The organism is Thermus sp. LT1-2-5 (genome assembly GCF_040363165.1).
Classification (GTDB): Bacteria; Deinococcota; Deinococci; order Deinococcales; family Thermaceae; genus Thermus.
On the sequence record NZ_BSRG01000010.1, the window covers coordinates 17,861 to 32,920 of the forward strand.

General features: G+C 70.0%; 17 protein-coding genes. 14 read left to right on the top strand and 3 right to left on the bottom strand.

From position 1 onward, the window contains the following. The first annotated feature begins 3 nt into the window (after positions 1–3). From ABXG85_RS09335 to ABXG85_RS09385, 11 genes are read left to right on the top strand one after another with little or no spacing between them, the layout of a single operon-like run. Complete coding sequence (locus tag ABXG85_RS09335) at positions 4–321, top strand: hypothetical protein (protein ID WP_295426153.1); 318 nt, start codon at positions 4–6, stop codon at positions 319–321. Continuing rightward, complete coding sequence (locus ABXG85_RS09340; protein ID WP_295426154.1) at positions 299–2,842, top strand: TraG/VirB4 family ATPase; 2,544 nt, start codon at positions 299–301, stop codon at positions 2,840–2,842. The genes ABXG85_RS09335 and ABXG85_RS09340 overlap by 23 nt, the downstream gene beginning before the upstream one ends. Further along, positions 2,839–4,410 (top strand): hypothetical protein, encoded by a 1,572-nt coding sequence (locus tag ABXG85_RS09345; RefSeq protein ID WP_297715747.1) that lies wholly within the window; start codon positions 2,839–2,841, stop codon positions 4,408–4,410. Before ABXG85_RS09340 ends, ABXG85_RS09345 begins: the two co-directional genes overlap by 4 nt. After that, positions 4,407–6,206: a hypothetical protein gene (locus tag ABXG85_RS09350; protein ID WP_295425679.1), complete on the top strand. Its 1,800-nt coding sequence runs from the start codon at positions 4,407–4,409 to the stop codon at positions 6,204–6,206. The genes ABXG85_RS09345 and ABXG85_RS09350 overlap by 4 nt, the downstream gene beginning before the upstream one ends. Beyond that, on the top strand, positions 6,203–6,358 hold the full coding sequence (locus ABXG85_RS09355) for a hypothetical protein (protein ID WP_295425680.1): 156 nt from the start codon (positions 6,203–6,205) through the stop codon (positions 6,356–6,358). Before ABXG85_RS09350 ends, ABXG85_RS09355 begins: the two co-directional genes overlap by 4 nt. Continuing rightward, on the top strand, positions 6,359–8,773 hold the full coding sequence (locus tag ABXG85_RS09360) for a type IV secretory system conjugative DNA transfer family protein (RefSeq protein ID WP_353513416.1): 2,415 nt from the start codon (positions 6,359–6,361) through the stop codon (positions 8,771–8,773). Next, on the top strand, positions 8,673–9,053 hold the full coding sequence (locus ABXG85_RS09365) for a hypothetical protein (protein ID WP_156919403.1): 381 nt from the start codon (positions 8,673–8,675) through the stop codon (positions 9,051–9,053). The genes ABXG85_RS09360 and ABXG85_RS09365 overlap by 101 nt, the downstream gene beginning before the upstream one ends. After that, on the top strand, positions 9,050–9,262 hold the full coding sequence (locus ABXG85_RS09370) for a hypothetical protein (protein ID WP_295426796.1): 213 nt from the start codon (positions 9,050–9,052) through the stop codon (positions 9,260–9,262). The genes ABXG85_RS09365 and ABXG85_RS09370 overlap by 4 nt, the downstream gene beginning before the upstream one ends. After that, positions 9,250–9,702, top strand: a complete 453-nt coding sequence (locus tag ABXG85_RS09375; protein ID WP_295426793.1) for a lytic transglycosylase domain-containing protein — start codon at positions 9,250–9,252, stop codon at positions 9,700–9,702. The genes ABXG85_RS09370 and ABXG85_RS09375 overlap by 13 nt, the downstream gene beginning before the upstream one ends. Continuing rightward, positions 9,699–10,004 carry a hypothetical protein gene (locus ABXG85_RS09380; protein ID WP_295426790.1) on the top strand — a complete coding sequence of 102 codons (306 nt, stop codon included), beginning with the start codon at positions 9,699–9,701 and terminating at the stop codon, positions 10,002–10,004. Before ABXG85_RS09375 ends, ABXG85_RS09380 begins: the two co-directional genes overlap by 4 nt. Next, the gene (locus ABXG85_RS09385) at positions 10,001–10,942 is read left to right on the top strand and encodes an AAA family ATPase (RefSeq protein WP_295426788.1); all 942 of its coding nucleotides are present in this window, start codon (positions 10,001–10,003) and stop codon (positions 10,940–10,942) included. Before ABXG85_RS09380 ends, ABXG85_RS09385 begins: the two co-directional genes overlap by 4 nt. A gap of 207 nt (positions 10,943–11,149) precedes the next feature. On the opposite strand, the gene ABXG85_RS09390 is transcribed toward ABXG85_RS09385, so the two are convergent. The 3 genes from ABXG85_RS09390 to ABXG85_RS09400 all read right to left on the bottom strand — a co-directional run bounded on the left by ABXG85_RS09390 (position 11,150) and on the right by ABXG85_RS09400 (position 12,093). After that, complete coding sequence (locus ABXG85_RS09390) at positions 11,150–11,584, bottom strand: type II toxin-antitoxin system death-on-curing family toxin (protein WP_038029200.1); 435 nt, start codon at positions 11,582–11,584, stop codon at positions 11,150–11,152. Positions 11,585–11,593: 9 nt separating this feature from the next. Next, on the bottom strand, positions 11,594–11,752 hold the full coding sequence (locus ABXG85_RS09395; protein WP_156919402.1) for a hypothetical protein: 159 nt from the start codon (positions 11,750–11,752) through the stop codon (positions 11,594–11,596). A 134-nt stretch (positions 11,753–11,886) separates the two neighbouring features. After that, a complete protein-coding gene (locus ABXG85_RS09400) occupies positions 11,887–12,093 on the bottom strand; it encodes a type II toxin-antitoxin system HicB family antitoxin (RefSeq protein WP_038029197.1) in 207 nt (68 codons plus the stop codon). A 101-nt stretch (positions 12,094–12,194) separates the two neighbouring features. On the opposite strand from ABXG85_RS09400, the gene ABXG85_RS09405 reads away from it, so the two are divergent. The 3 genes from ABXG85_RS09405 to ABXG85_RS09415 are packed head-to-tail and all read left to right on the top strand — an operon-like array spanning position 12,195 to position 15,053. Beyond that, on the top strand, positions 12,195–13,607 hold the full coding sequence (locus tag ABXG85_RS09405) for an S-layer homology domain-containing protein (protein ID WP_295426778.1): 1,413 nt from the start codon (positions 12,195–12,197) through the stop codon (positions 13,605–13,607). Then, positions 13,591–14,700: a hypothetical protein gene (locus tag ABXG85_RS09410; protein WP_038029191.1), complete on the top strand. Its 1,110-nt coding sequence runs from the start codon at positions 13,591–13,593 to the stop codon at positions 14,698–14,700. Before ABXG85_RS09405 ends, ABXG85_RS09410 begins: the two co-directional genes overlap by 17 nt. Continuing rightward, positions 14,697–15,053 carry a hypothetical protein gene (locus ABXG85_RS09415; protein ID WP_253269361.1) on the top strand — a complete coding sequence of 119 codons (357 nt, stop codon included), beginning with the start codon at positions 14,697–14,699 and terminating at the stop codon, positions 15,051–15,053. Before ABXG85_RS09410 ends, ABXG85_RS09415 begins: the two co-directional genes overlap by 4 nt. Positions 15,054–15,060 lie beyond the last annotated feature (7 nt).

The window sequence follows — 15,060 nt, forward strand, 5'->3', positions numbered from 1 at the left end:
GGCGTGCTCAGGCTCCGGGTGTGGCGGCTCTACCAACCCCTCACGCTCCTGGGCTTGGAGCTTTGGCAGCTTTTCCTGGGGGCGGTGGCCATGACCTTCGGCTTGCAGATCGGGGGAGCCCTGCCACACCCGGCTCTGGGCCTGGTGCTGGCGGGGCTTATGGGCTACGGGGCCATCAAGTATTCCGATCGGCTCCGGCTCCGCTTCCCGGGGGCGAGCCTCTGGCAGGAGGTGGCCTGGATCACCCAGAAGGAGCGGTACAAGCCGGAGCGGGACGAGGACACCACGCCTCTCATCTATGACGAGCGCTGGAACCGCTAATCCCTTCTCCCGGGCGCGGGAGGCTTCCCTCACCGCGCTCTTGCCGTACTGGGAGATCCAAGACGGCCTCATGGTCCTCTCCGATGGCCGGGTGGAGCTTGGGGTGGCCCTGGAAATGGGCCCCACCCTCTTCGTGCACACCGCCTACATGGAGGGCCTGGTGGCCGTCCTGAAGAGCCTCCTTCGCACGGCCATCCCCGAGGGGGCCCGGGCCCGGCTCCTGGTGGAGGTCTCTCCCTCCCACCCTTCCCGGGTGGAGGCCTACCGGGAGGGGGAGCCTGCCCACCCCGTGGCCCGCTTTCTACAGGACAGGCGCTACGAGGCCTGGCGTTGGCGGTGGGAGGCCGAGGGGGTCTTGGAGAAGCGGGTCTACCTCACCGTCCTCCTGGGGCGGGTGCGCCACCGGAAGAGGCGGGTGCCCTTCACCCGGGAGGAATGGGCGGAGGTGGTGCGGGAGGCCTCGAGGGTCAGGGAGCGCATCCTGCAGACGGCCATGGCCTACCGCATCCGGGCGGTGCCCCTAGGGGACCAGGAGCTCTTTGCCCTGGCCTACCGCTACCTGAACCCCGCCCTGGCCCTGGCGGAGGTGCCGGAGTACCGCCCCACCTGGCAGCGCTACCCCCGGGAGGCGGTGCGGCGCATCCCCTCCCTGCGCCCGCCCACCCTGAGGGCCCTCCTGGCCCGGAGTGAGGTGGACAACTCCTACCGGGACGCCCTCTACGTGGGGGGCATGTGGGCGGGTATTCTCTCCCTCTACACCGTGCCCGACGAAACCTACGCCGAGATGGGGGACATCCTGGCCCAGGCGGGGGGAAGCCGCTTCTACCTGGTCATGGACTTCTTCCACGAGCCCCACGAGATGGCCCTCAGGGCCCTCAAGGCCCGGGCCCGGCGCTACTACGCCGCCAGCCAGTCGGGAACCTATGTGGACCCCAACGTGCGGGTGGGGCAGGCGGAGACCGAAGGGGCCATCACCCACATCTCCCAAACGGGGGACCACGTGTTCCAGGTGGGGGTGAGCCTGGTCCTCCTGGACCGGGACCGCCGGGCCCTGGAGGGGCGCATCGCCCAGGCCATGTCCGCCCTCTCCAAGGTGCCCGGGAACCCCTTCCGGGTCCTGAGGAACGGCCTCCTCACCCCCTGGCTCAACCTGGCCCCCCTCTCTGGGGGCCTAGCGGAGGAGCGGGTCTACCTCCTGGAGACCAACGCCGCCCACTTCCTCCCCACCACCGGGGCCTGGAAGGGGAGCCCCAGGCCCGTGGCCCTCTTCCAGAACCGGCAAGGGGCCTTGGTCTACGTGGACCCCTTCGACAAGCGGCTCAGGAACTACAACGGCATCGTGGTGGGGGGCTCGGGGAGCGGCAAGACCTTTGCGGTGCAGTACCTCATCTCCGAACTCCTCCGGGACGACAGCGTGAGCGTGGTCATCCTGGACCGGGGCAAGAACTACCAGGCCCTGGTGGAGGCCTTCGGGGGGGCTCTGGTGGAGATCCGCCCCGGGGCGGGCACCGCTGTGAACCCCTTCGACCTGGACGAAGGCGAGGTGGAGCCCTCCCCGGAGAAGAAGGGAGACCTCCTGAAGATCCTCCGGGCCATGGTCCCTCCCGGGGAGGACAAGACGGAGGAGGCGGTGGAGAACGCCATCCTGGAGGCGGCCATCGAGCAGACCTACAAGCGGGCCACCACCGTGGACCTCCTCGATGACGGCACGGAGGAGAAGCGCTACCTGGGGGCGCGGCTTTCCGACCTGGTGAAGACCCTCCTCACCCTGGACGAGCTGGGCGGGCGAAGCGTCTCCCCCTCGGAGAAGGAGGTGGCCAGGAGCCTGGCGCTGAGGCTCCAGTCCTGGACGGGGGACTCCCCCATGGGCAGCTTCGTGGACCGCCCCACCAGCGTCCCCGTGTCCAGCGCCCGGGTGGTCTGCTACGAGCTCGAGGGCCTGGACGCCTACGAGGGCCTGGACGTGGTGGGGACCATGCTCATGGCGGGCCTCATCTGGAAGCGGGCCCTGGAGGGGAAGCGGCGGGGGGAAGAGAGGCGGATCCTGGTGGTCTTGGACGAGGCCTGGAAGGTGTTCAAGAACCGCTACGCCGCCAACCTGGTGGAGGAGCTCTACCGCCGCTTCCGCCACCTGGGCGGGGGCATCTGGTCCATCACCCAAAGCCTCCAGGACTTCCAGGGGGAAAGCGCCGGGCGCATCGTGCAGAACACCACCTGGTTCTTCCTCCTCCGGGTGCAGGGGGAGGACGAGTACGTGCAGAGCCTCTTCCACCTCCCCGACCGGGCCATGGCCGTCTTCCGCTCCCTGGGTGGGGTCAAGGGGAAGTTCAGCGAGCTCATGGTTTGGAGCGTGCGGGACGACCAAAAGGAGGGGGACGTGCTCCAGCTTTGGCCCACCCCCTACGACTACTGGCTTTTCACTAGCGCCCAGGAAGAGGCGGCCAAGCGGCGGAAGCTGGTGGAGGCCTACGGGGGGGACGTCCTCAAGGCGGTGCGGGACCTGGCGGAGGGGCGGGCATGAGGAGCTTCCTTTTCCTCCTACCCCTCCTTCTGGCTCCGGCCTGGGCGGTGCGGGTGGAGTGGCTTTCCCCCAGGCCCGGGGTCTACGAGGAGGGGCGGGTGGTGCGCCTCGCCGCCCGGGTGGTGCCGGAGGAGGGGGAGAGCGTCCTCCAGGTGCGGGCGGTGGCCCTGCCCTCGGGGCGGGTGGTCCTGGAGTCCCGGCCCGGCCTGAAGGGGGGAGAGGTGGCCCGGTACTGGGACACCACGGGCTTCGGGGGCACCCAGGCGGTGCGGCTGGAGGTGGCCTACGCCGGAGCCCGAAGCGGCACCGCCTACGCCCTCCTCCCCTTGGGGGTGAGGGGGGGCGTGGGGGCTTCCGCCAGCCTCGAGGCCCAGGGCCTCGCGGAGAACCTGGACAACTTCATCGCCCAAGCCTGCCGCTACATCGGCTTCTACGACCTGGCCTCGGTGCGCTGGCTTTGCACCGCCCACCGCACGGTGCGCAAGGCGGTGCGGTACTGGAACCAGCTGGGGGACATGTGGGAGGACTTCAAGAACCAGGCCATCTACTACGGCACGGGCCTGGCCTTGGACTGGCTGGGCAAGAGCCTGGGCCTCCACACCTTGAACCCCGTGGTGGACCAGATTGATCAGAGCCTGGACAGCTTCATGAGCGACATCCGCCGGAACAAGGAGGCCATCCTGCGGGCCCTGGCCCGGGCGAGGGCCAGGCAGGTGGAGGAGATCGAGGGGTGGCAGCCGGGCACGGACTACCCCTACTGGGGCCCGGAGTGGTGGACCCGGGTGGTGGCGGGGGCCGTGCCCTTCCTGGGCTTCGAGGCCACCCAGCAGAGCCTCAAGGACCTCCAGCGCACCGCCCAGCTTCTGGAAAACCAGAGCCGGGTGGCCCAGAACGTGCAGAACCAGCAGGAGAACACCAGCCTGGAGAGCACCCTGCAGGACCTCTGGGACACCCTGGGGGCCGCCTGGAACTTCGTGGCCGAGGCGGTGAGCAAGGGGTGGGCCAGCCTCACGGGAGGGCTCAGCGGGGCTTCGGCAGAAAGCCCCGGGCTTCCCCTGCCCGCCCCAGGCCCTGGGGGGAGCCCAGCCCCTTCCCCGGGAGGGGGCCTCGGTCAGGGGCAAAGCCCGTACCTTGGGGCCGCAAGCGGAGGCACCCCGGTTTCGGGAAGCAGCACGGGCCCCACGAGCCCCGGCATCTCCGAGCAGCTTCTCGCCGAGGCCCAAAGCGCTCCCTCCACCCGGGAGGTGACGGAGGTGGTGGTGCGGGGCTTTGCCGAGCTCATCCGCCTCCAGGCCCAAGACTCCTTCCGGGCGGTGCAGGAGATGAAGAACCTGGCGGCCCAGCAGGCCCTTACCGTGGAGCAGCTTGCCCAGGTGAACCAGAACCTGGTGGAGCTCATCCGCCTTCAGGAGAAAAACCAGGTGGATGAGCTCCGGGCGGCCATGTCCAAGGTGGCGGCCCAGGCGGAGGCCACCTCGGCCCGGTATGTGTCTGCCGCTGAGGCCATGAAGGTGCTGGCCCAGCAGTGGCGGGCCCAAAGCGGGGGGCTCCCCGGAGGTGGGCCGTGAAGCGGCTTTGGGTCCTCCTGCCTTTCCTCCTCCTCGCGGCCCTGGCCGATCCGCCCCCGCCCCCCCAGGGCCAGATCGACCAGGGGGTGCGGGACTTCGTGACGGGGGTCCTGGGGGCCATGCTGAACCTCAACGACTGGATCGCCCTCTTCAAGGCCGCCATGCGGGACTTCCAGTCGGGGGCCTACACCATCGGGCGGAGCCTGATCGTGGTGGGCCTCATCTGGAGCCTGCTCCGGGCAGTCTACTACGGGAGCCTGGAGGAGATCCTGGCAGCCATGGCCCGGGTGGTCTTGGCGGGGGGGTTCTTGTGGTTCGGGGAGGTCCTAGACCAGACCTTCGGCGGAGTGGATGGGGTTTACTACGCCGTCACCAACACCTTCCGCACGGAGCTCGCCGATGCCATCACCGAGGCCAGCAACAACCTGAAGGCCCTGGGGGCGGTGATCAACCCCCTCTTCACCATCGTGGCCATCCTCGAGGCAGGAGTGGTGAACGCCGCGGGCACCTACCTGAACACGGCGAACGGCCCCGACTGGTTGGACAAGGTGATGTCCGGCATCGGCACCGCCGCCCAGCTCCTGAACCCCGCCTCCCTCCTCCTGGTGCCCTTCGTCATCACGGCCATGGTCCTCACCGTGATCATCTCCACCATGTTCATGCTGGCCTCCGCCTTCTGGCCCATCGTGGCGGGGAGCATCGCCCTGCCCATCGGACTGGGGCCAAGCCTCTTCGGGCGCTGGCTTTCCGTGGTGGTGTGGGCCTTCATCATGGGGGCGGTGGGGCCCTTTGTGGTGCGGGGGGGCATGGAGCTCGGGGTGGCCCGGCCCGCCGCCTACATCGCCAGCCAGGCCAAGACCATCGTGGACGACACGGTGAAGGCCCTCACCGACCAGTACCGCACCAACCGAGAGGTGTTCGCCCAGAACCTGCAAAACCTGGCCACCGCCAACCGGTGGGACCCCAGGATCTGCGGCTTCGAGGTGGTAGTGAACCCCACGGACGGCAGGCTGGACTACCGCAACGTGGAGCCGGACCCCAACGCCGTCCTGTCCCCCCGGGCCTGCGGGATCATGACCAAGGAGGCCATCGGGCTCACCATGCGGCAGGTGGGGGTCACGGTGGCGGGGATCGCCAAGGGCCTGGTGGACATGTTCCAGGCCTGGGTGCAGACCCTCTTCATGACCATGGGGGGCATGGCGGCGGCCCTCCTCATCACGGGGTACCTGGCGAGCCTCGTCGCCAGCTTCTTCGGCGGGCTTTCCCTGGCCGTGACGGCGGCGGCCATCGGCTACGCCACCGGGCTCGCCCAAAGGTCTATGGGTGGGGTGGTGCAGGCGGGGGCCGGGGCGGTGCAGGCGGCGGGCATGGCCGCAGGGGCGGCGGGTGCCCTGGCGGGGGGCGTGGCCGCCAAGGGGGCCCAGGCCTACGGGGCGGCCAGGGAGTGGATGGCCTCGAGGGGAGGGGGCGGGGACGTGCCCCCAAGCTACGAGCGCACGGCTCTTGGTCAGGAAGACCCAGGGGCGGTGCCTTGGAGGCACCGGGCGGTGGGCTACGGGCCGGAGAGCCAGCCCATCGTGGTGCGGAGCGGCCCCGGGGAGCCCGTGAGCTACACCCCTCAAGGGCCCCTGGAGGGGAACCCGGCCCCCACGGCCCCCGGCAGGTGGACGGACAGGTCCCCCTACAGCCGCCCCTCCGGGGAGGTGGTGGAGGGGCCCCCACCCCCAGGGAGGTGGGCCGGGCGGGGGGGCCAAACTTGGGTAAAGGGCCCTGGTGAGGAAGGAGGTGAAGGATGAAGCGCTGGATCGATCGCGGACCCAAGTGGATTAGGCGGGAACCTGTGGAGCACAAGCCCTACCAGCCAGGCTTGGAGGTGGTTTTGGCGGAATACCGGGGGGCTCCCGTGGCCCCTTGGCGCTGGACCGACCGGGCCCGGAAGAGGCGGTAGATGGACTCCCTCTTCGCCACGCCTCCCTGGCTTAGGCTCCTCCGGGCCCTGGGCTTCCTCCTCTTCCTGGGAAGCCTAGGGGTGGTCTTCTACCTGGGGGGGAGGGCGGGCCTCGAGGCCGCCCACCTCCTGGCAGGAGCGGGCTGGGACCGGGCCATCGGCAGGCCCGGGGCCCGGGGCCTGGAGTTCATGGGCCCCTGCATGCTGGCCCTGAACACCCCCTGCGGGGACCGGCTCAACCAGGTCTGGACGGAGCGCCTGGACCTGGACCTCATGCGACTTGTTCTGGTCCTGGGCTTCGTGGTGGGGCTTTCCCCCTTCGTGGTGAACCCGGCGCGGCCCAGGAAGCTCCCCGGCCTCGGGCGCTGGGCCACAGCCAAGGACCTGAAGCCCTACCTCACGGAAAGGGGGGCGGGGTGGTACGGGCAGGTGGGCCGCAAGCCCCTGCGGGTGCCTGAGGGCCTTAGGGTGGCCCACACCCTGGTGGTGGGCAAGCCCGGGCACGGGAAGACCTCGGGCTACTACCTGCCCAACCTCCTCTTGGACGCCAAGGAGGGCTGGACGGCCATCGTCTACGACCTCAAGTACCCCGACCGGGGCGGGCTCATGGAGGCCATGGCCTACTACAGCCACTTCGGGCGCCCGGTGTACGCCTTTACCCCTTGGGGGGAACGCTCCTTCCGCATCAACTTCCTGGAGGGGGCCGAGGACCCGGTGCAGGCCAAGCTCATCGCCGAGATCTTCGTTCCCAGAAACCCCAAGGTGCCCGACTCCAAGGAGTTCTACCCGGGCCTCGAGCGGACCCTGCTCCAGGCCCTGATCCACGCCGAGGGGGTGGAGGGGAGGTACTCCCTGGCCCACGTCTACCGGATCCTGGGGGACGGGGTGGCCGGGCTCAAGGCCTACGTGGAGGTGCGGCCCTACCTGCAGGTGGAACTCAAGACCCTCCTGGAGATGCGGCAGGACCAGCTGGCGGGGATCCTGAACGGGGCCCGGAACCGCCTCTCCATCTGGCTGGACCCGGGCCTCGCCGCCGCCACGGAGCCCGGGCCCATGGAGGTCCCCTGGGCGAAGGTTTTCTCCGAGCCCAGCCTGGTCTACATCGGCGTGCCCCAGGAGCTCATCGGGGACAACGCCTCGGGGTACGTGCTCCTCAAGCTCCTGAAGCGCATCGTGGACCTGAAGACCCTCCAGCACGCTAACCGGAACGGGGGCAGGCTCAAGGTGCCCGTGAGCGTCTACTGGGACGAGTTCCCCAACTTCGGCTTCCTCCCCGGGATCAAGGAGAACCTGGGCACCATGCGCTCCCGGAGGGTGGCCTACCACATCGCCGTGCAGAACACGGACCAGGGGCGGGCCGTCTACGGGGAGGAGTGGGAGGCCATAGAGGGCACCTTCGCCCAGCGGGTCTACTTCCTCTCGGGGCTTTCGGACAACGACGCCGAGAGGCTTTCGGAGATCCTGGGGGAAACCTCGGTGATGCAGGAGGTGCGGGGCACCACCCGCAAGGGGGTCCTGCCTATTCCCACGGCCCGGTCCTTGGGGGAGCGGGAGGTGGCGAGGCCCCTCCTTTCCCCGGAAGAGATGCGCACGGCGGAGAAGGGGGAGGCGGTGGTCCTCCTGGAGGGGGTGCCCCCGGTGCGGATGCGCCTTTATGGCATGTGGCGGAAGGAGCACCTCCTCCATGGCCTTTGGGAGAAGGCCCGCAAGGCGGAGGCCAAGGTGCAGGGCATCCCCTTGCCCAAGGCGCGGCCCAAGGTGGAGCCCCCGGCCTCCCAAGGGCCTTCCCGCACCCCTTGGGCCGAGGACCCCTCGAGGGCTGCCAGCCTCCTCCTCTACCTGGAGGCCCTCACCGCCAGGCTGCCCCGGTTCAAGCGCTACTACGTGAAATCGGAGACCAATCGGCTGGACATGGACTTGCCCGAGGGGTTTCCCCTGCCGGAGCCCGCCTGGGCCAAGCGGGGGTGGTGCCAGGTGGAGGGGGAGCCTCCCCGGCTTTCCCTCACCAAGGGGGGCCTCGAGGCCCTAGAGAAGGAGGAGCGGGGGGGCTACCACGCCCTCATCCGCTGGTGCCGGGTGGTGGAGAGGTGGCACAAGGACCACCGGGGAGAGCCCGTGCCCGAGGCTTTCTCCCTCCCCCGGGAGGAGGCGGAGCGGGTGCTCTTGAGGCGGGTGTGCGGGGAAGGAGTGGAGGTCTTGGGGGATGAGGTGCGCTTGCGTCCTGGTCTTGGTCTGGCTGGCTTCCGTTGCCCTAGGGAAGGAGCTCACGCCCCTGGAAGCGGCGGAGGCGGTACGGAGCGCCACGGGGGAGGTGATGGTCCAGGTGGGCCTTCTGGACCTGAAGCCCCTGGCGGAGGCCCTGAGGCAGGCCCGGGTGGAGCGGGGGGTGAAGGTGTACCTGCTCACCACGGCTGAGGGCCTGGTGCACCGGGCGAGCTACGCCCCCTCCCTGGCCCTGGTGGGGGCGGCGGTGCGGTTCGCCCCCAGGGTGGAAGGGGAGTTTTTGGTGGTGGACCGCAAGGCGGCCTTTCTTTTGAGGCGGGGCTACCTGGCCACCACCCTGGAGGAGGCCGCCCCGGAGCCTCTGGTGGAGCGCTTCTACCGGGCCTTTTTGGGGGCGGTGCCCTTCGGCGTGGAGGACTGGATCCACCGCATGTACCAGCGGGAGTACCTGAGGCAAGGAGGTGGCCGATGAACCTGGAGCGCTTGGGAAGCTTGGCGGGCAAGGGGGTGGGGGTTTTGGGCCTTTTGGTCCTCCTCCTCTCCCTCATCCGGCTGGACGGGGCCGGGGTGGGGCTTGGGGTGATGCTCACCCTCTACGGGCTTGGGCTCCTCCTCCTCTCCGGGGTCTACGGGGAGCTCAAGGCGGTGCGGGAGGCCTTGGGGAAGCGGTGGGACGGCTAGCGGCCCTCTTTTTCCTCCTGGTGCCCGCCCTGGCCTGCGGGCACATCCCCCATGACCTCTGGCACCTCACCTGGCGGCACGCCCGGGCCTGGGGGGTGGACCCCTACCTGGTGGCGGCGGTGGTCTGGGTGGAAAGCGGCTACTGCCCCCAGGCGGTGGGGCGGGCGGGGGAGGTGGGCCTGGGCCAGTTCATGCCGGGCACCTGGACCCGCACCACCGGGGCCCCTCCCGAGTGGCGGGCGCACCCGGAGTGGGCCCTGTGGGCCACGGCCAAGCACTTGCGGGAGCTCTACCTGGCCACAGGGGACTGGCGGAAGGCCCTGGCCGCCTACAACGCCGGGCTCGGGGCGGTGCGCTCGGGGCGGATCCCCGCCTCCACGGAGCGCTACGTGGAGCGGGTCCTCCGGGTCTACCGGGGCTTCCTGCGGGGTGGGGGATGACGGAGTTGCCCATCCTTAGCCTCCTGGAACGCCTGGGGCACGAGGTGATGGCGGGGTCGTGGGTCCACCTGGTCCTGGGCTTCCTCTTGGGGTACGCCCTGGCCCGCTTGGTCCTGGTGGTGCTGCCCCCCTTGGCCATCCTCTACGCCCTGGCCTGGGCCATGGGCCGGGCGGACCCTGGGACCTTGGCGGGGCTTTTGGAGGGCTTGGGCCGGGGGGTTTGGGCGCTTCTTGCGGGAGCCCCCTTGGGCCTTTCCCTGGGGCTTTTTGGTGGCTTCCTTTCGGGGGTGTCGGACCGATGAGTGTGCGCATACGGGAAGGCTTTGAGCGGGAGTTCGCCCTCCTCATGGAGAAGCTTCCCCCATGGATAAGGCGGGAGGTGGAGGGCCACGGGGTGGATTTGGAGGAGCTAGCCCTGGACCTGGGCTACCCCCTGGCCTACACCGTGGGGGGCAGAACCTTCTACTCGGAGCGGGAGGTGCGCAAGGAGGACCTGGACTTCGTGCTCCACCGGGTGGGGGGGTTCAAGGAGAACAACCGGGCGGGCCTCGAGGGCACCCTCCACCGCATCAGCCGCATCCTCTCCGCCTTGGAGGAGATGGCGGGGATCACCATCCGGGTGGGGAAGTTCGTGGAAGGGGTGGCCGAGCCCCTCAGGCCCTACCTGGTGGAGGGGGGCGGGAGCCTCCTGGTGGTGGGGCCGCCCCGCACGGGGAAGACCACCCTCCTCCGGGACATCGTGCGCATCCTGGCGGAGGTCTACGGGAGCCGGGTGGTGGCCGTGGACACCTCCAACGAGATAGGGGGGGATGGGCTCATCCCCCACCCCGGGATCCGCCCCGCCCGCCGGATGCAGGTGCCGGACCCCCCCAGCAGAAACCAGGGGCGGGTCATCTACCAGGCCATCGCCAACCACTCCCCGGAGATCGTGGTGGTGGACGAGATCGGCTACAACGAGGACGTCCAGGAATGCCTCACCGCAAGCCGTAGAGGGGTGCGGGTGGTGGCCACCGCCCACGGGGAGAGGCTTCTGGACGTGCTGGAGAACCCCGCCCTGCACCCGGTCCTGGGGGAGCCCGACCTCAAGGCCCGGGCCCGGCGCACCCGGCCCGCCTTCGCCATGGCCCTGCAGGTGGTGGGCAAGGGGCGCTTCCTCCTCTACCCCGACCTGGGCCAGGCCTTGGACGACCTCCTGGAGGGAAGGGAGCCCGAGGGGGTGCGCTTGGGGGTTTGGGAATAAAGGGTGGCCGCACAAGGGCCCGATCTACAGGGCTTCGAACGCTTCCCATTCGGTAGCCCCCTGGCTGGCCACATCCACCCGGGAACACCAGAAATCCCCTCCGGCACGGCACAAGCCCCCTCTGTTCCCGGTATTCCCGGAGATTCCGGGGCCTACTCCCTTAGGCGGTTGCGAGAGGACCACAGCTTTTTTCGCTCCTTGTGGGGACTACAGCGTTTCGTCTGCCGGGTCCAAACCACACCAGAGGATCAGGGCGATGCGGAGACCAGGTATGGAAAGGTGTCCCGTGGCCACCAAGACCATCACCGTAGCGCTAGCCAGAGGCTGCAGGCGCACCCTGTAACCGTTCGCCCCCAGGGTCCATACCATGGCGTGCAGGGCCGTGCGCTTGTTGCCGTCTATGAAGGGATGCCCCTGGCAGAGCCGGTATCCCACAGCAGCCACCTTAGTGAACAAGGTGGGGTAAGCGTCCTGCCCTCCGGCACTCTCCGTGGGTGCATAGGCCGCACGCTGCAAAGCTTCCTTGTCCCTAAGTCCCGGAAGACCCCCCGTTTCGCCTATGATTTCCCGGTGAGCCTCCCGGATGGCCTCCGGGGTCAAAAACTTGTGCCCGCCGTGGCGGTAGTAGAGCTTGGCAGGCACAGCAGGGCCTTAGTACCGCGCTAGGAGCTGGAAGGTCTCCAGGTTCTCCTCCAGGATGCGGCGCATCAGGGCCCGGGCCTCCCTGTCCTCCTTGAGGCTCCCACGCTTGACCCCGACCAGACCCTTGCGCACAAGCCCCTTCTTCCCCTTGATCCCAAGCCGCCTCATGCCCTTAGGGTACCACCGGGAAACCTACGGGAAAAGCTCCCTCCCACGCTTCCTCGAGATTCCCGGGAACACAGGGGCATTGGGGCCGGAGGCCTGCGGCCTCGAGGCGCCTCACCTCCCGGAAGGAGAGGGGCCTAAGCGGCCCCAAGCTCCACCTCCACCTCCCGCACCACGGGCACCCGGGTGGGGGTGGGAGGTTCAAAGTAGAGCTCCAGGGCTTCCTTGAGATTGGCCAGGGCTTCCTCTTCGGTAGCCCCCTGGCTGGCCACATCCACCTCCAGGCACTGGGCCACCCAGAGGTCCCCTTCCTGCCAAAGGTGGGCGGTAAAGGTGCGCTTCACGCCCTAAGGATACAACTTCCCCTTCATCCGCTTACTCCCCCGGTGCGCAAGGTAAGTAATGTGTTGCTATTCAATCATAGGTCATGTATTCTATGACTGACATGAAGCGCTTGTCCCTTCTCGCAGGTATGGCGGCGGTGGGGCTTCTGGCCAAGGCCCAGATGGCGGACGTGCCCCGGGGGCACTGGGCGGAGGCGGCGGTGCGGGCCCTTCTGGAGAAGGGCATCCTCACCGGCTACCAAGACGGCACCTTCCGGGGCCAGCAGGCCCTGAGCCGCTACCAGGCGGCGGTGATGCTCTACCGGGCCTACCTCACCTGGACGGAGGAGGTCCTGGCCCAGGTGCGCAAGACCTTGGAGGACGCTGGCCTAGCCCCGGAGCGGGTGGCGGAGGCGCTTTCGGGCCTGGCCGCCCTGCAGGAGGCCTTGCCCCAGGTGGAAAGGGCTTTGGCGGAGCAGGGGGTGCGGCTTGAGGCCCTGGGCGCGGACTTGGAGGAGCTCAGGGCGGCCCTCGTGAGCCTCCTGGAGGCCCAGGGGGAGGCCAAGGCCCAGGCCGACAAGGTGAAGGCCCTGGAGGAGGCCCTGGCCCGGGCGGACGGGGCCTACCGGGAGCAGGCCTCGAGGCTGGCCGCCCTGGAAGCCCGGCTCGCCGCCCTGGAGCGGGCGGTGGAGGAGCTGGCCCGAAGCCTCAAGGAGGCGGAGGAGGCGAGGCTCAAGGAGGCCCAGGCCACGGGGCGGCGGGTCTACGCCCTGGAGGAGCGGGCCAAGGCCCTGGAGGAGGCAACCCGGAGCCGGGCGCAAGGGGAGGTCTTCCTGGGGGTGGGGGAGGGAGGCCCCCTGGCGGGGCTCTCCTTGCGCTACGGGGAGGCGCACCTGCGCCTGGGGACGGACGGGGCGGAGGCCGCCTTGCGGGCGGGCCCCCTGGAGCTCCGCTACCGGGACGCCCTGGGCCGGGAGGCCCTGGCCCGCTACGGCCTCTTCAGCGGGATCCGCTTCCTGGGAGAGGTGGGGGTGGGGGACGGGGGCTACCTCTTCGGGGCCGCCTACGTGGAGCACGAGCGCCAGGGGGGGCTTCTCCCTGGGGTCTACGCCCGGCTTGGGGCCGGGGCGGGCCTGGTGGGGGGCGAGCCCGGCAGGTACTGGCTTGAGGCCCAAGGGGGCGCCCTCCTGGGCCCGGTGGACCTCACCCTGGGCTTCGGGCGCTACTTCGGCCTGGGGGAGGGGGATACGCCCCTTTCCGCCCTTTTCCTGAGCGCCACCTACCCCGGGGCGGGCTTCGCCCTAAGCCTGCGGGGAGCCTATGCGGTGCCCCACGAGGACATCGGGCGGGAGAGCGCCTACTTCGTGGCGGGCGGGGTGGAGGCCTCCCTGGCCCCCTTCCGCCTCACCCTCACGGGCGGCTACCGGGACGGCCTCCGGGGGTTCGGGGTGGCCTCCTATGCCGAGCGCTTCCGCTTCACCACGGCCACGGGGTTCTTCGGCGGGGTGCGGGTGGGGTATGAGGTTCGCTTCTAAGGCCGGGCTCCTCGCCCTTTTGGGCCTCCTCTCCGGGTGCGGGGAGTTCGCCCAGGAGTTCCAGGGGCCCGCCCGGCTCCAGGTGGTGGGGGCCAAGGAAGGGGCCTGCCTCACCGTGAAGGTCCAGGGGCAGGCCCAGACCCGGTGCGACGGGGACCTCTTCCGCTTCCGGGGGCTTTCCGGGGAGTACCCGGTGGAGGTCCTGGCCGAGTGGCGGGGGGTTCCCGTGCAGGGCTTTGCGGGACGGGTGCGCCTCCAGCCTGGGGCCACAGCCCGGGTGGAGGTGGCCCGCAAGACCCTCTCCTTGCAGGTGGAGGCCTCCTGGGCGGGGGGCGGGGCGGTTTACGAGGCCTGGGTCGGAGGGGAGTGGGCCTTTGGGGTGAGCGCCTTCCCCGACAGCCCCCCGGGGGGCCTCGAGGGCATGGTCCTGGTGGCCCGAGGGGGGCCTAGCCTCGCCGTGCCCACGGCCCCCAGGGTGGCGGTGCGGGTCAGGGACGGGGCGGCGGAGGCCCGGGTCTTGGTGGAAGGCCCCGCTGAGGGCCTCCGGGTGCGGGTGCCTGCCCCCCAGTACGCCCCCATCCGGCTCACCCCAGAGGGGCTGGCCTCGGGGACGGCCTGCGTGGCCGCCTTTTTGGGGGAGGTGGAGGCGGCCCGGTCCTGCACGCCCCCCTTCACCCTCTCCCTGGTGCCCCCGGACGGGAACTACCGGGCGATCGTGGTGCGCTCCTTCCGGGACGGCTTCCCCTACCAGGAGGGAGAGGTGAGCGCCAAGGCGGGGGAGAGCCGCACCGTGCCCATGGCCCGCAAGCGGGTGCGGGTGGCCCTCACCGCCCCCGGGTTCACGGCGGACACCACGGCCTACGGAGAGGTCTGGCTGCGCCCGGAGGACCAGGAGGGGGTAGCCCTCTACGGGGACCCCTCGCCCCCCGGGTACCCCGGCTACCGCCTGGCGGACCGGGCCATGGTGGTGAACGGGGTGGCGGAGCTTTCCGCCCCCACGGGGCGCATGGTCCTCTTCCGCCTGGTGGGGGCCAGGACCACGGAGGGGGTGGTGGACCTCCTGGACGGGGAGAGGCGGGTGGTGCTGCCGTGATCCTGGCCAAAGAGGTGGTTCCCTTGGCGGGCCTGGCCCTTCTCACCCTGCTTGGGGCCTACTTCCTGGTGGAGCTATTGGGCCAGAACCCCGCCACCACCCTCCTGGTGCTCTCCCCCGGGCTTCGCTACCTCTTCCGGGGGCGGGTGGGGGTGGTTTACGGGGGAGCGGTGCTGGGCCTGGCCGGGGGCATGGTCCTCTATCTGGGGGGGCCTTACGCCGCCCTGGCCTACCTGGCCCTGGCCCTGGCGGTGGACGGCTTTCTTCGGAAGGAGGAGGAGGGCTACGGGTTCATTGTGGCCTTTTTCCCCGCCCTCCTGGGTTCCTACCTGGTCCTGGTGGCGGCGGGTTAGGAGGCGT